We start from the raw sequence: 15,628 nt of genomic DNA on the forward strand, positions 1-15,628 counted from the left end.
ACCTGCTCTATAGCCGGCCGACCCTTTCGATGAACAGACCGAAGAAGCGGTCCGCATCGACGTCGCGGACAACGAAGGCGTTCTCCGCCCGTCCAGTCACCTTCCACCAGTCAACCACGGTGGCGCCAAGGGTGAGCTCAGACCCGGTCTCGATCTCGACATTGCATTGACGGCCTGAAAACATGTCGGGATCAATGAGCCAGGCAATGACTGTCGGGTCATGCAGCGGTCCGCCATCGGTGCCGTATTTTTCCTCATCAAACCGCTCGAAGAATTCCAGCATATCAGCCATGGCCAGCGATGCCCGATTGCCGTTGGCGCGCAGACGCTCAACTCGTACTCTGGTGGTCAGCACCTTGTGGGTGACATCCAGCGGCATCATGGTGATCGGAACACCCGCCTTGAACACGATGTCGGCGGCTTCGGGATCGACATAGATGTTGAACTCGGCCGAGGGGGTGATGTTGCCGCCTTCAAAGAAACCGCCGCCCATCAGCACGATCTCCTTGATCCGGACCACGACATCGGGCGCGCGCTCGATCACGGTGGCGATATTGGTGAGCGGCCCCAGCGCGCACAGCGTGATCTCTCCCGCAGGCTGTCGGCGCAGCGTCTCGATAATGAAATCGACAGCGTGCACCGGCTCAAGTGGCCGCTCCGCCTCGAACGGCTCAACACCATCGAGACCGGTCTTGCCATGGACATGTTCGGCGGTGACAAGCTTGCGGGTCAGTGGTCTGTCCGCACCGGCATAGACAGGGACTTCGCTGCGGCCGCAGATCTCGGTGATCATCCGGGCATTGCGCGCCGTCAGCACCAGCGGCACGTTGCCGGCTACGGCGGTGATGCCCAGCACCTTGAGTTCCGGACTGGCCAGCGCCAGCATGATGGCGGCTGCGTCGTCCTGGCCAGGGTCGGTGTCGATGATGATCTTGCGCGGTGACATGGCAGGTCCTTGGGAAGCGATTCGTTGGCGGCGACACTACGAGTCCACTGCGCCCTCGGGCAAGGTTCTTGCGAAGCCGCATGGAAGTTCCCATATTGGGTCCATGCCGGATGCCGATTGCGGGTCTGGCGCCTGTCGCTTGAGAACGAGGACAAGCCATGTCACGAATGACGCCCTTTTCGAGCCCGCTGCTGCTGGGCTTTGACACGATGGAAAAGACCCTGGAGCGGATCGCCAAGGGGTCCGAGGGCTATCCACCCTACAACATTGAACGGATTCGCGCCTCCGCCGACGGCTCCAATGCCGAGCGGCTCAGGATCACGCTGGCGGTTGCCGGATTCTGTGATGACGACCTTGAAGTCACCACGGAAGAAAACCAGTTGGTCATCCGCGGCCGGCAGGCTGACGCCGATGGGCGGGAATATCTGCATCGCGGCATCGCGGCCCGGCAATTCCAGCGGATGTTCGTGCTGGCTGACGGGATGCAGGTGACCAGTGCGGAACTGAAAAACGGATTGCTTTCGGTGGATCTAATTCGACCCGAACCGGAGCGTATGGTGCGGAAAATTAACATTTCCGTCAGAGACTGAACATCAAGGTTCATACCGCCAGGATGTTTCCTGCCACTCACCGGAGGAAATCTGCATGATTGCCAAATCTGGAAAAAACCAACTGTCCGCCAACGATCTGGCGCTGCTCGGCGCAGGCAAGGTCGGCTACATCCGCAAGATGCGTTCGGAAGACGTCATTGCCCGGTTCCCCGATGCGCCGGAGCTCAATCCCGGCCTCGAACTCTGGGCCTTGTTTGGCGCCGATGGCACACCGATTCTTTTGACCGACAACCGCTCAAGCACGTTCTACCGTGCCGCTGAGGACGAACTGAAGACCGTCGCGCTGCACTAACGGCAGAGCGCCATTTCGCCAGCGAATTTTGGAGACCGCATCAGGCCAGCCTGATGCGGTCTTTCGCGTTCAAGGCTGTATCATTTGCGCAGGTTCGAGAACATCACCGCAAGCGGGTTGGCTTCACAACCATATCCAGCAGATTGAAGCGCGGCGCGATGCGGGCGGCAAAGTTGGTGCCGCCACTGCATTTGCGCCAGGCTCAGGCCGCGTTGGAGGTGGGTTCCTGGGTCAGAAAGGCGTAAAGCGAAGCGGCGCTGTCAGTGGCGCGCAACTTGGCCACCATCTCGCTGTCACGCATGACCCGGGCAATCCGCGACAGGGCCTTGAGATGATCAGCGCCAGCGCCTTCGGGAGCCAGCAGCAGAAACACCAGATCAACCGGCTGATCGTCCAGAGCTTCGAACTCAACCGGATGATCAAGGCGTGCGAACACGCCGACGATGTGATCCAGCGTCGACAGTTTGCCATGCGGGATGGCGATACCATTGCCCACGCCGGTAGAGCCAAGCCGTTCGCGCTGGAGAATGACGTCAAACACCTCACGCTCGGAAAGTCCGGTGACTTCCGAGGCCTTGGCCGCCAATTCCTGCAACAACTGCTTCTTGGAGTTTGCCTTGAGCGCAGGCAGAACAGAGTTCTGCGCAATCAGATCAGCAAGCGCCATGTTACGCTCCTTGTTTCGGGTCCGCGTCGCGGGCCGCATAGTTCGCGTCTTGTCGAAGGCTGCAGACCGTGGCGGCCTGGATCGTCCCGGCCGTTACGGCCTGCGAGCCCTTTAGTCTATATAAGTCAAAGCTGTCAGGATTTGTTCCCGCCAGCATCGATCCAGCCGATGTTGCCATCGTCACGGCGATACACGACGTTGAGCGCATCATTGCCCGCATTGCGGAACATCAGGATCCGCTCATCAGTCATGTCCAGCGCCATCACGGCATTGGCCACGCTCATGGTGACCAGTTGTTTGGTGCTTTCGGCAATAATCGCCGGAGCGTAATCATCCGGTACTTCACCAGCATCGTCGCCTTCTGAATCCACCACTGCATAGGACAGTTCAGCCTGCGCCTGCTGGCTATTGGCATGGTGATCCTTGAGGCGGCGTTTGTAACGGCGCAGCCGTTTTTCCACACGTTCGGCTGAGGCATCAAAGGCTGGCTGCGGATCCTGGGCTTCCCCGGTCGCATGCAGAATGACACCGGTATCCAGGTGAATCTTGCAATCAGCCTTGAAGCGGGATCCGGATTTCTCGACGACGACCTGACTTGTGAAGCCGCCATCGTAATATTTGCGGACTGCTCCCGTGATTTGGTCTTCAATGCGGGTCCGGAAAGACTCGCCGATTTCCATATGTTTTCCCGACACTCGAACGCTCATGGATCGTCCCTTCTTTTTATGACTTGGGGATTTAGTCTATGCCATGCGGCACGCTCATCCAAGCGTCCGGTGCTGGTCATTTGTCCCGGTCCAAGCAATTTTTCACTTGACAGAACCGCCTTCTCGGGCCCGCATTTCTTTCTTGCCCGATGCGGGGCGGCTTCTACGCCGATGAACCCATGCTGTCAAGTTTGACCCGGGTCTTGTCTGAATCCAATGTGATTTCAAATGTTTGCCTGGTGGCGCCTAAAGCGCCGCGGCACGGGCCCGCGCGCGCTTTTCCCTGCGGCGCTGAACCGAAGACGGAATGGCCATCGCCTCGCGGTACTTCGCCACTGTGCGCCGGGCAATCTCAATGCCTGATTGTTTGAGCAGGCCAACCAGATCATCGTCGGAAAGGACCGCCCCGGGCTCCTCCTGATCGACCAGTACACGGATGCGGTGACGCACCGATTCGGCCGAATGGGCATCACCGCCGGCCTCCGCCGAGGCAATGGAAACGGTGAAGAAGTATTTCAGCTCAAAGACTCCGCGCGGCGTGATCATGTATTTATTCGAGGTGACGCGGCTGACGGTTGATTCATGCATGCCGATCGCTTCGGCCACCGCCTTGAGGTTGAGCGGACGCAAATGATCGACGCCATGCAGCAAGAAGGCATCCTGCTGGCGGACGATTTCGCTCGCCACTTTCATGATGGTGCGGGCACGCTGATCGAGCGAGCGCGCCAGCCAGTTTGCGGTCTGTAGGCACTCGCTGAGGAAATCCTGGCCTGCGACGTTCTTGGGCATTTTGCCGGACACCGTGGCAAAGTAAGTCTGGTTGACCAGCACCCGCGGCAAGGTGTCGGGGTTGAGCTCGACATTCCACCCCCCATCAGACGACGGCCGCACAGAGACATCGGGCACCACCATTTCGCTCGACCCGGTTTCAAACCGTGTTCCCGGCTTGGGATCCAGCGCACGGATTTCCGCCATCATGTCGAGCAGATCTTCCTCATCAACGCCGCATAGCCGTGTCAGCGAAGCGAAATCGCGACGGGCGAGCAATTCGAGATTGTCGAGCAGTGCTGCCATTGCCGGGTCCAGCCTGTTCTTGCGCGCCAGTTGCAATCCCAGGCATTCGGCAAGCGAACGGGCAAAAAGCCCGGCGGGTTCGGACTCCTGAAGACGGGCCAGAACCGCCTCGACCTGAACCGGGTCGGCGCCAAGCCGTTCAACGGTTTCGGTGAGATCGCCAACCATGTAACCGGCAGCATCGAGCAGATCGGCAAGCTCGGTGGCGATCAACCGCTCTGCCGGGTCGGCGAATGTAAAGGCGATTTGTTCGGTGACATGGTCTCGCAAGGTTGGCGCCCGGGCGGCGAAGTCATCAAGATCGTAGCCTTCGCTGGCGTGTCCGCCATCACTGCCCGGCATCGATTTCCAGTTGTCGATGAACTCGGGCGCGTCGACCCGCTCGACCCCGTGATCATCCGGAAACACATTCTCATAACGGGAATCTATCTCGGACATGCGCTCAGCCTGGCTTTCGGCAGATCCTTCCCAGGTCGCTTCCTCACCGGTTGCTGCTACCGCTCCGGCTGATGCCTGCTCTGCCGGCTGCTCGTGCAAGGAATCGGAAGCTGCCTCGGCCCTGTCGGTTTCCTCGGTGACGAGTTCGAGCAGCGGATTGCGCTCCACCTCCTGTTCGATGAAGCGGGTCAGCTCGACGTGACTGAATTGCAGCAGCCGGATCGACTGCATCAACTGAGGCGTCATCACCAGAGACTGGTTTTGACGCATTTGAAGACCGGCGGACAAGGCCATGGCTACGCACAACTCCCCGCTACGGTGCGCGCCGCGTCCAATGTGACGCGCCATGGCTGCCGTAACAACTTGAAACACGGCATGACTTTCACCCTGGCGCGATTGCGGCCGAGGAAATCATGTATCATGCCACCTCAAAATTCGGTTGACGACAAAGCCGCTTCACGTCTCTTGAGTAACCAGGGCGCGCACAAAGACATTCATCCGGCCCAACTGGCCCGAAAATTGCTTTTTTCTTCCTTCGGGTCAAGTGCGAGCTGATGACAGGGTAAAAATGCCCGCTCGGCGAACTGGTCTGCTGTTCGGGCTCGGCTACCGATTCAGAGCGAGAATTGCTCGCCAAGATAGAGCCGCCGCACTTCAGGGTGGGCCACAATCTCGGAGGGTCGTCCATGGGTCAGCAACACCCCGGCATTCATGATGTAGGCGCGATCGATCAGGCCGAGGGTTTCGCGCACATTGTGATCGGTGATCAGCACGCCGATGCCGCGGCGGGTAAGATGCCGGACAAGGTCCTGAATATCGGAGACTGCAATCGGGTCAACACCGGCGAAAGGCTCATCGAGCAGCATGAAGGTCGGATCAGAGGCCAGCGCCCGGGCGATTTCCAACCTGCGTCGCTCGCCGCCGGACAAGGAAATCGACGGCGCCTTGCGCAAATGCGAAATGTGGAATTCCTCAAGCAGACTGTCGAGTTTTTCTTCACGCTTGGTCCGGTTTTTTTCAACCACTTCCAGAACAGCGCGAATATTGGCCTCGACGCTGAGGCCGCGAAAAATCGAGGCTTCCTGCGGCAGGTAGCCAACGCCGAGCCGGGCACGGCGATACATCGGAAGATCCGAAACATCGTGACCATCGATTTCAATCGAGCCGGCATCCACCGGCACCAGTCCGGTAATCATGTAAAAACAGGTGGTTTTGCCAGCACCGTTGGGGCCCAGAAGCCCGACAGCCTCGCCACGGCGAACACCCAGCGAGACGCCATCGACCACCCGGCGCGACTTGTAGGACTTGGTCAGATTGCGGGCGATCAGAGTTCCGTCATAGCGCGATTCTACGGCCTGAGGCGGCATGTTGGCATCGTCCCCGGTCTTGCCACCGAGAAATGTAAAGGGAGAGCGGGTCACTGCTTGGGTCGCGACTTTGGATCCAGCTGGATCATCACGCGGCCGCCACAACTGTCGAGCTTGGCCTGGCCATTTTTCATCTGTACCGTCAGCTTGCAGCCGATGAAGACGTTCTCCCCATCGGTGAGAACAACCTTGTCGCCGGTCAGCACCAGTATCTCGTCAGCCATGTTGAAATTGCCAGTGTCGGCCGTGGCTGTCTGCGTGCCCGATACGATCAGCACCTTGCGATACAATTCAATCTCGCGGATTTCAGCGGCGCCTGAGGACACCGAGCCGCCGTTCTTGGCGTAGTTGACGATCATTTCGCCAGCCTGAAGGGTCATCTCACCCTGCACCACCTTGACGTTACCGGTGAAGGTGGCCTTGCTGGTTTCCTCGTCGATCATCAGCGCGTCACTTTCGATCTGGATTGGCTCGTCATTGGACAGGGCCAGTCCGGACATCTTGCTTTCGGTGGTTTGAGCCGAAGCGCCGGACAACGGAACAAGCAGCCCGGCGGCGAGAACAAGCCAGGCAATGGTCATGAAACAAATCGGGCTTTTCGCCATGTCAGTTCGCTGCTCCATCCCTCGACTTCAACGCCGAGGGTTTTATTGTCATGCGGACCTTGTCCTGAAAAATGATGACGCGGCCCTTATCCTGCATCTCCATGGATTGCGCAACCACAGAGGCCTCTGGCGAACTGATAGAAACCCGCTCCTTGGTGACCAAGCCACCACTGGCCAAATCAATGTCCGCCGACTGCATTTCCGCCGACATGCCTTCTTCGCTGGTGATCGTGAAAGCCTTGTCGAATTTGAGCGTCTGCGCCGTCCGGTTGTAGATGCCGCTGGCGGCATTGAGTACAGCCGTGTCGCCGTTGGTGATGGGCAGATCGGCAACGATTTCCTCAAGCACGATGACATCGGTGGTGGTCAGATCCTGGACCGCCCGCAAGGCGCGCATCGTATAGGGCCGGGCGTCCGAACTCTGGCCGCTCATCACCGGATTTTGCATGATCAGCTTGCCATCCTTGAAGGCGACGGATTCGATCCCTACGCCCTCAATGGAAAACGAGTCGATCCAGGAGACCGCGACAAACGCCACCACCACAAGCGCTGCGGAAAGCGGCAGCAGGATCTTGAGCAGCCTGACGTTCCGCGAATGCACCAAGGCGCGCCGATACTCGGCATGCGACCGGCCGGTGTAACTGCGGTCAACTGGCAATTCTGACATCGTCGAAGTTGTCATTCGCTCCTGCTATTCCAAAGGGCTTGAGCCCCGCGTCGGCTGTGGCCTGGTTGGCAAGCCGCGTGACTGTTGCGGTCGGCTTCGCATGCCAATATGGTGATTTTGCGAAGCAGGCGCTATGTTTGCCATGCCTCAGCCTCAAAGGCAAAACAAGACTTGATCCGGATCACCCGCGGGTTCACTGCCAAAGACATGCGACATATCGAATTGGAGACTGCTTCGTGACTGACCCGGAAACCCTTGCCGACCGCCGCCGGATCCGGCGCAAACTTCGTTTCTGGCGAATCACTGCCGTTATCGTCGCAATCGCGCTGGTGGCTGGCCTGGCATTGCGCTTTGACGGCGTCAGCCGGCGCGCCGATCATATCGCACGCATCGACATCAGTGGCGTCATTACCGATGATCAAAAGATGCTCGACCTGATTGACGAGGCTGCGGACAATGACTCGGCAAAAGCGCTGGTAATCCGCATCTCCTCACCCGGCGGCACGACCTATGGCGGCGAGCGCATCCACAAGGCGCTTTTGCGGGCCGGCAAGTCAAAACCGGTGGTCGCCGACATTCACACACTGGCGGCTTCGGCCGGCTACATGATCGCCGTCTCCACCGACCATATTGTCGCGGGCGAAAGTTCGATCGTCGGTTCCATCGGCGTGATCTTCCAATATCCCCAGCTGCGTGAATTGCTCGACAAGATCGGCGTCCGGATGGAGGAAATCAAATCCTCTCCGATGAAGGCCGAGCCCTCGCCGTTCCACGATACCAGCGAGGAAGCCAAGGCAATGATCCGCTCCATGGTGCTCGACAGCTATGACTGGTTTGTCGATTTGGTCGCCACCCAGCGCCAGATGGACCGGGCGCAAGTGCTCGCCCTTGCCGACGGCTCGATCTTCACCGGACGTCAGGGCCTGAAGAACGGGCTTGTCGACGCGCTGGGCGGTGACGCGGAAATCCGCGCTTACCTGAAGACCCGTGACATTGATGAAAAACTGGAAATTGTTGACTGGGAACCGGAAACAAACTCGCCCGGCCTGCTGTTGGGCAGCGGTGCCACGAGCTTGCTGCAACAGTTTCTGGGCATACCGACAACGATCTCAACCGAGATCGACCGGCTTTCTGGCGGCAAGTTGTTCCTTGACGGTCTTGTGTCGGTTTGGCAGGTTGGAGGGCAACCCAGGCGTGACTGAGAGAGGCGCGCCCAGGTGGAACTTATTGGGCAGAACAGGCATTTAGCATCCAAGAAATATCAGCGGCCTTTGCGTGTTCAGTTGAGCTCGCGGCGCGACTGGAGGGGAACTCGAATGATAAAATCAGAACTGGTTCAGGCGATTGCCGCACGCAACCCGCATCTCTATCACCGGGATGTCGAAAATATCGTCAACGCCGTGCTTGACGAGATCACCGAAGCGCTGTCTGAAGGCAACCGGGTCGAATTGCGCGGATTTGGGGCATTTTCGGTGAAGAACCGTCCACCGCGCTCGGGCCGCAATCCGCGCACCGGCGAGCCGGTGTTCGTTGAAGAGAAATGGGTGCCGTTCTTCAAGACCGGCAAGGAATTGCGCGAGCGCCTCAATCCGGATAACCCCGGCGGCGATGACTGACATCGCCGTGGTTGCGGAGCAGAATCGGGGCTGAACCGGCCTGAACGGGTTTGAGACCGCATCGCCACATCAGAAAGAATGGAAACATGATCAAGCGCATCATCGCACTGGCAATCCTTGTCCCCCTGGGCATCATCCTCATCATGCTGTCGGTGGCTAACCGCACAGCGGTGACGCTGGCGCTCAATCCGTTTGATCCGGCGGATACGGTGCTGTCGCTGACGCTGCCATTTTTTGTGTTTTTGTTTGCCGCCCTGATCATCGGCATGATCATCGGATCTCTGGCGACCTGGTTCAAGCAAGGCAAGTACCGCCAGACGGCGCGCATCAATGCCAATGAAGCAGTCAAATGGCATTCGGAAGCAGACAAACAGAAAGCCAAGGCCCAGGAAATCGCGGCAGCCCTGCCCGCACCGAACAAACGCAACGCTGCCTGAGCGCGGGCCAAATGGCGCAGCAGAGACTTTCTGCGCCCCGGCTCCGGACATGTCCTGCTGCCCCACCCCATCATTGCTGGCGCCCATGACTGCTGACAGGTCCTGACCTGGCACCATGCTGTGGGGACGGTCTGGACAATGAGGCCGGCATGAGAACGTCACTGCAGCAGAAAGCCATTGCGGTCTGCGATGAAAAGATCGCTCGAAAAGGCGACAGCGTCGGCCTGTCCTTCTATGCGTTCTTCTCCAACAAAAACGACACTCCGGACCTGCTGATGGAAGCAGCGACATGGTGGATCGCGACCCACAAGTTCGACCATTTCGAAAAAGCTGCCAAGGTCAGGAAAATCATTGAGGCCGAACTCAACAGCGGAACGCCTTGAAGGCATGGGTGCACAGTGCCGTTCAGAGAAATCCATTTGACCGCGACATGCGTCCGTTTTTTTGACCTGCCAGCACATCACTCCCCGTCACCACAATGTCCGATCCGGCATGAGCTTGGCTCCTTTCCAAGTCAGCGAGCATGGTCATGACCGTGGCTTCCCAGAGCTCCCAGATCATCGCCGGAGCGATATTCCTTCCAGGCCTGAACGAGAATGAGTTGGGCCGAGCGCAGGAACAGGCCGGCCATGAGAATTGCGACGATCAAGTCAGGCCATGCCGATGCGGTGAGCCAGACTGCAGCGCTTGCGATCATGACGGCGACGTTGCCGATGGCGTCATTGCGCGAGCAGAGCCACACGGAGCGCACATTCGCATCGCCGTCCTTGTAGCGCATCAGCAGAAACACGCTGGCCAGATTTGCCATTAGCGCGAGCAGGCCGATAGATCCCATGATCTCGGCGCTGGGGACGCCGAGAATGAGGATCTGATAGACGGTAGACCCGAAAACCCAGAGCCCCATTGCCAGCAGACTGAAGCCTTTCAGCAAGGCCGCCGTGGAGCGAATTTTGAGGCTCATGCCGATCACCGCGAGGCTCAGACCGTAGGTCAACGCATCGCCGAGAAAGTCGAGCGCATCGGCTTGCAAGGCTTGCGAGCCCGCCAAGCGGCCTGCCGACATTTCGACAAAGAACATTGCGGCGTTGATGAAGATCACCGTCCACAAGACGCGTTTGTAGGAGGCGTCCATACCGTCAAACCTCGGATTGCCGGAGCAGCCGCAGGCTTGCGTTTCAGCGCCACATGCGGGGATCTCCAATGAAGGTCTGTCTGTCATGTCATAGTCCTTGCCTAATCAGTGGCACGACATATAACCCCTCTAGTCGCTATAGGTTCAAGAGGTAAATTCAATGTTTTCCATCGGAGAACTTTCCAAGCGCACCGGCGTGAAAATTCCCACCATTCGCTATTATGAGCAGATGGGGTTGATCGAAGCCCCGGAACGCTCTGAGGGCAATCAGCGGCGATATTCGAAAGACGGGCTGAAACGCCTGTCCTTCATCCGCCACTCGCGCGAACTGGGCTTTTCCATCGAGAACATCAAAGGCTTGCTGGAGCTCAGCCAGCATCCGGAGAAGCCATGCCACGATGCGCACAACATGGCTGCCCGGCGGCTCGAGGATGTTCGGGCAAGAATAGCAAAACTGCGGCGGCTGGAACGGGAATTGAAACGCATTTCAGCCTGTGACGCGAATACCATCGCGCATTGCGCGGTGATCGAAACGCTCGCGGATCACAGCTTATGCGAGGCGGACCACTGAGCGGGAAGTCGCACAACGGGCTTTGTGATGAAGCCGGATCCCTACGATGGTTTTCAGCCTTAGCCAATCTCCGCCGGGCCTAAACTCCCGCGGCCTTGGCGCTAACCACCTCGTTGAATTTGGTAAAGAACTGGCCTGCGAGTTTTTTGGATGTTGAATCAATCAACCGCGACCCGAGCTGAGCGACCTTGCCCCCGACCTGGGCATTGACGGCATAGGAGAGCACGGTTTCAACGCCATCCTCGACAAGCTTCACATCGGCGCCACCCTTGGCGAAGCCGGCGATACCGCCCTTGCCTTCACCGGCGATGGTGTAGCTTTCCGGCGCGTTGATATTTTCCAGCGTCACTTCTCCGGCAAATTTGGCCGATACCGGGCCGATCTTGACCTTGACGGTGGCTGACATCTCGGTATCGGAGCTTTTTTCCAGCGACTGACACCCCGGAATGCATTCACGCAATACATCGGGATCATTGAGCGCCTCCCAGACCAGCTGACGCGGCGCGGCAATGCGTTCTTCGCCGTTCATTTCCATGGATATGTCTCCTCGTTTGTGCTTCACCTATGTATGCAAAGCGAAAACGGCTTTGCCAAGTGGATATCGGGTTGCTATGTCCAGATCACAGTGAAACCGCAGGCTCCAGTGCCCGTTTAGGCCCGGCCTCATCCAGATCGATCAGGATTCTTCCACTTTGGCGGACAAGCGCTCCCAACAGTCCCGACGCGGCAGTTCCCCCAGATCCGGGGATGGCAAACCCAAGGACAGCAGGCAGAGAGACGGTAGACCCGAGCAGGCAGGCAATGCGACGCGCCCGCAGGCCGCGCCGGCAGGCAAACCGTCTGCCAAATCACGGCCGAAATCGAGCCGCGCAAAAGCGCCGCATGAGGCGGCTGCAGCACCGCACAAACCGGTATCGAGCAAACAGTCCCCGTCCAAGCCGATCTACAATGCACCGGTGTTTGACAAACGCGAACCGGCCCAGCCACAGGCGCCGATCCGGCCGCTCAACACACGCACCGGAGCATTGCCCAAGCAATCCACGCCGGTGATCCTCGAGACCGGCGATGAAGACGGCTACAAACTTCTCGACACCGGCGTCAACGCCACGGGACAGGGCGAAAAGCTCGAGCAATATGGCGATCTGCGCATTGTCCGCCCCGAAGCCCAGGCGCTGTGGGCGCGCGGCTTGCCGGACGGGGTCTGGGACAGGGCCGACGCGCTGTTTACCGGCGACACCGACGAGGACGGCATCGGCCGCTGGGCGTTTCCCAATGTGCCGCTGGGGGAGACCTGGCCGATGCAATTGCTCGGCGTCGATTTCTACGGCCGGCTGACCTCGTTCCGCCATGTTGGGGTGTTTCCCGAACAGATCGCCCACTGGCGCTGGATGGCGGAGCAGATCGAGGCGGCCCAACGGCCGCTGAAAGTGCTCAACCTGTTTGGCTATACCGGCGTTGCCTCGCTGGTGGCAGCCAAGGCGGGAGCCGAAGTCACCCATGTCGATGCCTCGAAGAAGGCGATCGGCTGGGCCCGGGAAAACCAGGCACTGGCCGGGCTGGACAAGAAGCCGATCCGCTGGATTTGCGAGGATGCGATGAAATTCATTGCCCGCGAGGAGCGCCGCGGCAACCGCTACGACATCATCTTGACCGACCCGCCCAAATTCGGACGCGGTCCGAATGGCGAAGTCTGGCAATTGTTCGAGCACCTGCCGCTGATGCTAGATATCTGTCGCGAGCTTTTGAGCCCTAAACCGGTCGGACTGGTGCTGACCGCCTATTCGATCCGGGCCTCGTTCTACGCCATCCACGAATTGATGCGCGAGACCATGCGCGGCGCCGGCGGCCGGGTCGAATCCGGTGAACTGATCATCCGCGAGAGCGGCAAGGCCGATCCGGACGACTGCCGGGCGCTGTCGACCTCCCTGTTTGCAAGGTGGCTGCCGCAATGAGTGATCACGAAAACACCACGCGGGTTGGCCAGGTCAAGGACATCACCAGCCTGTCCAATCCGATCATCAAGGACATCCGCGCACTTTCGATGAAGAAGCATCGCGACGAGACCGGGACGTTTTTGGCCGAAGGGCTGAAGCTGGTCATCGACGCGATTGATCTGGGCTGGAGCATCCGTACGCTGATCTATGCCAAGGCGCAGCGCGGCAAGGACCAGGTCGAAAAGATCGCCGCGCTGACGATTGCGCGCGGCGGGCTGGTGCTGGAAGTCAGCGAGAAAGTGCTGACTGCAATCACAAGGCGCGACAATCCGCAGGCCGTCATTGCCGTGTTCGAGCAACAGGTTATGGCGCTCTGTGCAGTCAAGATCAAACCCGACGACACCTGGGTGGCGCTCGACAGAGTTCGCGATCCGGGCAATCTTGGCACCATCATCCGCACAGCAGATGCAGCCGGCGCGTCTGGCGTCATGTTGATCGGCGACACTGTCGATCCGTTTTCGACCGAAACCGTGCGCGCCACAATGGGATCGATTTTCGCCGTGCCGCTGGTCCGAATCTCGGAGAAGGATTTTCTGGCCTGGTCGGGCAAGACGAAGCCGCTGGTGGTAGGCAGCCATCTCAAGGGCAGCGTCGATTACCGCACCATCGGTTATCAAAACCAGCCGGTGGTGCTGTTGATGGGCAATGAGCAACAAGGTTTGCCGGATACATTGGCTGAGGCCTGCGGCAAGCTCGCCCGTATCCCACAGAGCGGTCGGGCGGATTCGCTCAATCTGGCGATTGCCACCGGGGTCATGCTGTTTGAGGCGCGCCGGCATCTTCTCGATCTGGGAGACGCGACGCCGTGACGATTTCACCACTGAGCCGGGTTGGCCCGATGTTGACACTGGTCGCAGTCACAGTTGGTCTCGACCAGGTGATCAAATGGCTGGTGGAAACCCGGCTTCCGTTGCACGAGTCGGTGCCGGTGATTCCGATGTTCGCACTCTACCGCACTTGGAACGAGGGCATCGCCTTCTCGTTTCTGCGCGGAATGCCCGATACCGCACTGATTGCGCTGACCGCGCTGGTGATTGTCTTCGTCACATATCTCTGGCGCAAAACCCCGCCCGAGCGCACCATTTCCCATCTCGGCTATGCCCTGATCATCGGCGGCGCGGTGGGCAATCTTATCGATCGGGCGGTTTACGGCCATGTTGTCGACTATATCCAGTTTCACACCGCAACCTGGTCCTTTGCCATCTTCAATCTCGCCGACAGCTTCATCAGCGTCGGCGCGGGCCTGATCGTACTTGATGAGCTGATCGCCACGGTAAGAGACCGCAAATCCCAGAAATGAAACCGCACCGGTCCTGCATCACCCTTGATCTTCCGGGGCAGCAGGGCCAGTCTGAGCCAACATAGAATGAGGAATTTCCATGCAAGACCGTTTCAAGGGCATTTTGCTCACGCGCGATGAAAACAAGGTCATGTCGGTCAATGTGACAGAACTAGGCCTCGATGATCTGATGGACGGCGACGTTGTCGTCGAGGTCGAGTGGACCACCGTCAATTACAAGGACGGACTGGCCATCACCGGCAAGGGTCCGGTGGTGCGGCGCTGGCCGATGATACCGGGCATCGACTGCGCCGGAACGGTTGTGAGTTCAGAGAACGAACGCTTCAACCCCGGCGACAAGGTGATCCTCAACGGCTTTGGCGTCGGCGAAGTCCACACCGGAGCCTATGCCACTTATGCGCGGCTGAAAGGCGATTGGCTGATCCCGATGCCCGAAGGCATGGATGGCCGCTCGGCGATGGCGATCGGCACAGCCGGATACACGGCAATGCTGTCGGTGATGGCGCTCGAACGTCACGGCATTACCCCTGGACGTGGTCCTGTGGTGGTCACCGGCGCCAATGGCGGCGTCGGCACCGTGGCGATCGCGGTGCTCGGCAAGCTCGGCTACGAGGTCATCGCCTCGACCGGACGCACCGATGAGGCCGACTTCCTCAAGAGCCTTGGCGCGTCCGAAGTCATTCACCGTGATGAACTCTCTGGTCCGGCCAAGCCGCTGGCCAAGGAACGCTGGATCGGTGCGGTTGACGCTGTCGGCAGTCACACGCTGGCCAACGTGCTGTCGATGACCTCCTATGGCGGCGCGGTCACGGCCTGCGGCCTGGCGCAGGGCATGGACCTGCCCGGATCGGTGGCGCCGTTCATTCTGCGCGGCGTGTCGCTGCTCGGCATCGATTCGGTGATGGCGCCGCTGGCGCTGCGGCAGGAAGCCTGGTCGCGGCTGGTCAAGGATCTCGACATTGCCAAGCTCGAAGCACTGTCGACCGAAATCGGCTTTGACGGCATTGTCGATGCGGCGCATTCGATCATCGACGGCAAGGTTCGCGGTCGCGTCGTGGTCAATATGAAACAGTGAGACGTCTGATCGTTAAAATTTGAAGCTTTGGATGAAGCCTTTGCTCACTGGGTCCGTGGTAATGACGGACCTATGAGCACTGAACCGAGACGACTCCAATCCGCACTGCACCAGGCCCTCAACCGGCCA

General features: G+C 59.3%; 20 protein-coding genes. 11 read left to right on the plus strand and 9 right to left on the minus strand.

The window, feature by feature from the left end; all coding sequences use genetic code 11:
- Positions 1-7 precede the first annotated feature (7 nt).
- A complete protein-coding gene (locus IMCC20628_RS18620) occupies positions 8-946 on the minus strand; it encodes a nucleoside hydrolase (RefSeq protein ID WP_047031438.1) in 939 nt (312 codons plus the stop codon).
- A 158-nt stretch (positions 947-1,104) separates the two neighbouring features.
- Here IMCC20628_RS18620 and IMCC20628_RS18625 point away from each other — a divergent pair, with 158 nt between their 5' ends.
- Together IMCC20628_RS18625 and IMCC20628_RS18630 are read left to right on the plus strand one after the other, a co-directional pair.
- Positions 1,105-1,536 (plus strand): Hsp20 family protein, encoded by a 432-nt coding sequence (locus IMCC20628_RS18625; RefSeq protein ID WP_047031439.1) that lies wholly within the window; start codon positions 1,105-1,107, stop codon positions 1,534-1,536.
- 55 nt (positions 1,537-1,591) lie between these two features.
- Positions 1,592-1,849: a DUF1150 family protein gene (locus IMCC20628_RS18630; RefSeq protein WP_047031440.1), complete on the plus strand. Its 258-nt coding sequence runs from the start codon at positions 1,592-1,594 to the stop codon at positions 1,847-1,849.
- 202 nt (positions 1,850-2,051) lie between these two features.
- Here IMCC20628_RS18630 and ptsN read toward each other — a convergent pair whose 3' ends face one another.
- The 6 genes from ptsN to lptC form a co-directional block, all read right to left on the minus strand.
- Positions 2,052-2,516, minus strand: coding sequence for a PTS IIA-like nitrogen regulatory protein PtsN (gene ptsN, locus IMCC20628_RS18635; protein ID WP_047031441.1), 465 nt, complete (start codon positions 2,514-2,516; stop codon positions 2,052-2,054).
- Positions 2,517-2,650: 134 nt separating this feature from the next.
- A complete protein-coding gene (gene raiA / locus IMCC20628_RS18640; RefSeq protein ID WP_047031442.1) occupies positions 2,651-3,223 on the minus strand; it encodes a ribosome-associated translation inhibitor RaiA in 573 nt (190 codons plus the stop codon).
- 246 nt (positions 3,224-3,469) lie between these two features.
- On the minus strand, positions 3,470-5,029 hold the full coding sequence (gene rpoN, locus IMCC20628_RS18645) for an RNA polymerase factor sigma-54 (RefSeq protein ID WP_047031443.1): 1,560 nt from the start codon (positions 5,027-5,029) through the stop codon (positions 3,470-3,472).
- Positions 5,030-5,349: 320 nt separating this feature from the next.
- Positions 5,350-6,102 carry an LPS export ABC transporter ATP-binding protein gene (lptB, locus tag IMCC20628_RS18650; RefSeq protein ID WP_245307960.1) on the minus strand — a complete coding sequence of 251 codons (753 nt, stop codon included), beginning with the start codon at positions 6,100-6,102 and terminating at the stop codon, positions 5,350-5,352.
- A gap of 50 nt (positions 6,103-6,152) precedes the next feature.
- Positions 6,153-6,683: an LptA/OstA family protein gene (locus IMCC20628_RS18655; RefSeq protein WP_245307961.1), complete on the minus strand. Its 531-nt coding sequence runs from the start codon at positions 6,681-6,683 to the stop codon at positions 6,153-6,155.
- A gap of 25 nt (positions 6,684-6,708) precedes the next feature.
- Complete coding sequence (gene lptC, locus IMCC20628_RS18660; RefSeq protein WP_052766546.1) at positions 6,709-7,389, minus strand: LPS export ABC transporter periplasmic protein LptC; 681 nt, start codon at positions 7,387-7,389, stop codon at positions 6,709-6,711.
- A 221-nt stretch (positions 7,390-7,610) separates the two neighbouring features.
- Between lptC and sppA the strand changes: the two genes are divergently transcribed.
- The 4 genes from sppA (at position 7,611) to IMCC20628_RS18680 (ending at position 9,810) form a co-directional block, all read left to right on the plus strand.
- A complete protein-coding gene (sppA, locus tag IMCC20628_RS18665) occupies positions 7,611-8,576 on the plus strand; it encodes a signal peptide peptidase SppA (RefSeq protein WP_052766547.1) in 966 nt (321 codons plus the stop codon).
- A 114-nt stretch (positions 8,577-8,690) separates the two neighbouring features.
- Positions 8,691-8,990, plus strand: a complete 300-nt coding sequence (locus tag IMCC20628_RS18670) for an integration host factor subunit beta (RefSeq protein WP_047031446.1) — start codon at positions 8,691-8,693, stop codon at positions 8,988-8,990.
- Positions 8,991-9,076: 86 nt separating this feature from the next.
- Complete coding sequence (locus IMCC20628_RS18675) at positions 9,077-9,427, plus strand: membrane protein (RefSeq protein WP_047031447.1); 351 nt, start codon at positions 9,077-9,079, stop codon at positions 9,425-9,427.
- A 149-nt stretch (positions 9,428-9,576) separates the two neighbouring features.
- Positions 9,577-9,810 carry a DUF6500 family protein gene (locus IMCC20628_RS18680; RefSeq protein ID WP_047031448.1) on the plus strand — a complete coding sequence of 78 codons (234 nt, stop codon included), beginning with the start codon at positions 9,577-9,579 and terminating at the stop codon, positions 9,808-9,810.
- Between the two features lie 131 nt (positions 9,811-9,941).
- On the opposite strand, the gene IMCC20628_RS18685 is transcribed toward IMCC20628_RS18680, so the two are convergent.
- Positions 9,942-10,646 (minus strand): cation transporter, encoded by a 705-nt coding sequence (locus tag IMCC20628_RS18685; RefSeq protein ID WP_047031449.1) that lies wholly within the window; start codon positions 10,644-10,646, stop codon positions 9,942-9,944.
- 73 nt (positions 10,647-10,719) lie between these two features.
- On the opposite strand from IMCC20628_RS18685, the gene IMCC20628_RS18690 reads away from it, so the two are divergent.
- Complete coding sequence (locus IMCC20628_RS18690) at positions 10,720-11,130, plus strand: helix-turn-helix domain-containing protein (RefSeq protein WP_047031450.1); 411 nt, start codon at positions 10,720-10,722, stop codon at positions 11,128-11,130.
- A 79-nt stretch (positions 11,131-11,209) separates the two neighbouring features.
- On the opposite strand, the gene IMCC20628_RS18695 is transcribed toward IMCC20628_RS18690, so the two are convergent.
- Positions 11,210-11,665, minus strand: a complete 456-nt coding sequence (locus IMCC20628_RS18695; protein WP_047031451.1) for a carbon monoxide dehydrogenase subunit G — start codon at positions 11,663-11,665, stop codon at positions 11,210-11,212.
- A 157-nt stretch (positions 11,666-11,822) separates the two neighbouring features.
- On the opposite strand from IMCC20628_RS18695, the gene IMCC20628_RS18700 reads away from it, so the two are divergent.
- The 4 genes from IMCC20628_RS18700 (at position 11,823) to IMCC20628_RS18715 (ending at position 15,499) form a co-directional block, all read left to right on the plus strand.
- The gene (locus IMCC20628_RS18700; protein ID WP_047031452.1) at positions 11,823-13,082 is read left to right on the plus strand and encodes a class I SAM-dependent rRNA methyltransferase; all 1,260 of its coding nucleotides are present in this window, start codon (positions 11,823-11,825) and stop codon (positions 13,080-13,082) included.
- Complete coding sequence (locus tag IMCC20628_RS18705) at positions 13,079-13,933, plus strand: RNA methyltransferase (RefSeq protein WP_047031453.1); 855 nt, start codon at positions 13,079-13,081, stop codon at positions 13,931-13,933. The genes IMCC20628_RS18700 and IMCC20628_RS18705 overlap by 4 nt, the downstream gene beginning before the upstream one ends.
- A gap of 29 nt (positions 13,934-13,962) precedes the next feature.
- Entirely contained in the window at positions 13,963-14,424 is a 462-nt protein-coding gene (lspA, locus tag IMCC20628_RS18710; protein ID WP_082128357.1) for a signal peptidase II, read from the plus strand.
- Positions 14,425-14,503: 79 nt separating this feature from the next.
- The gene (locus tag IMCC20628_RS18715) at positions 14,504-15,499 is read left to right on the plus strand and encodes an MDR family oxidoreductase (protein ID WP_047031455.1); all 996 of its coding nucleotides are present in this window, start codon (positions 14,504-14,506) and stop codon (positions 15,497-15,499) included.
- The last annotated feature ends 129 nt before the right edge of the window (positions 15,500-15,628 follow it).

This window comes from Hoeflea sp. IMCC20628 (assembly GCF_001011155.1).
GTDB lineage: Bacteria > Pseudomonadota > Alphaproteobacteria > Rhizobiales > Rhizobiaceae > Hoeflea.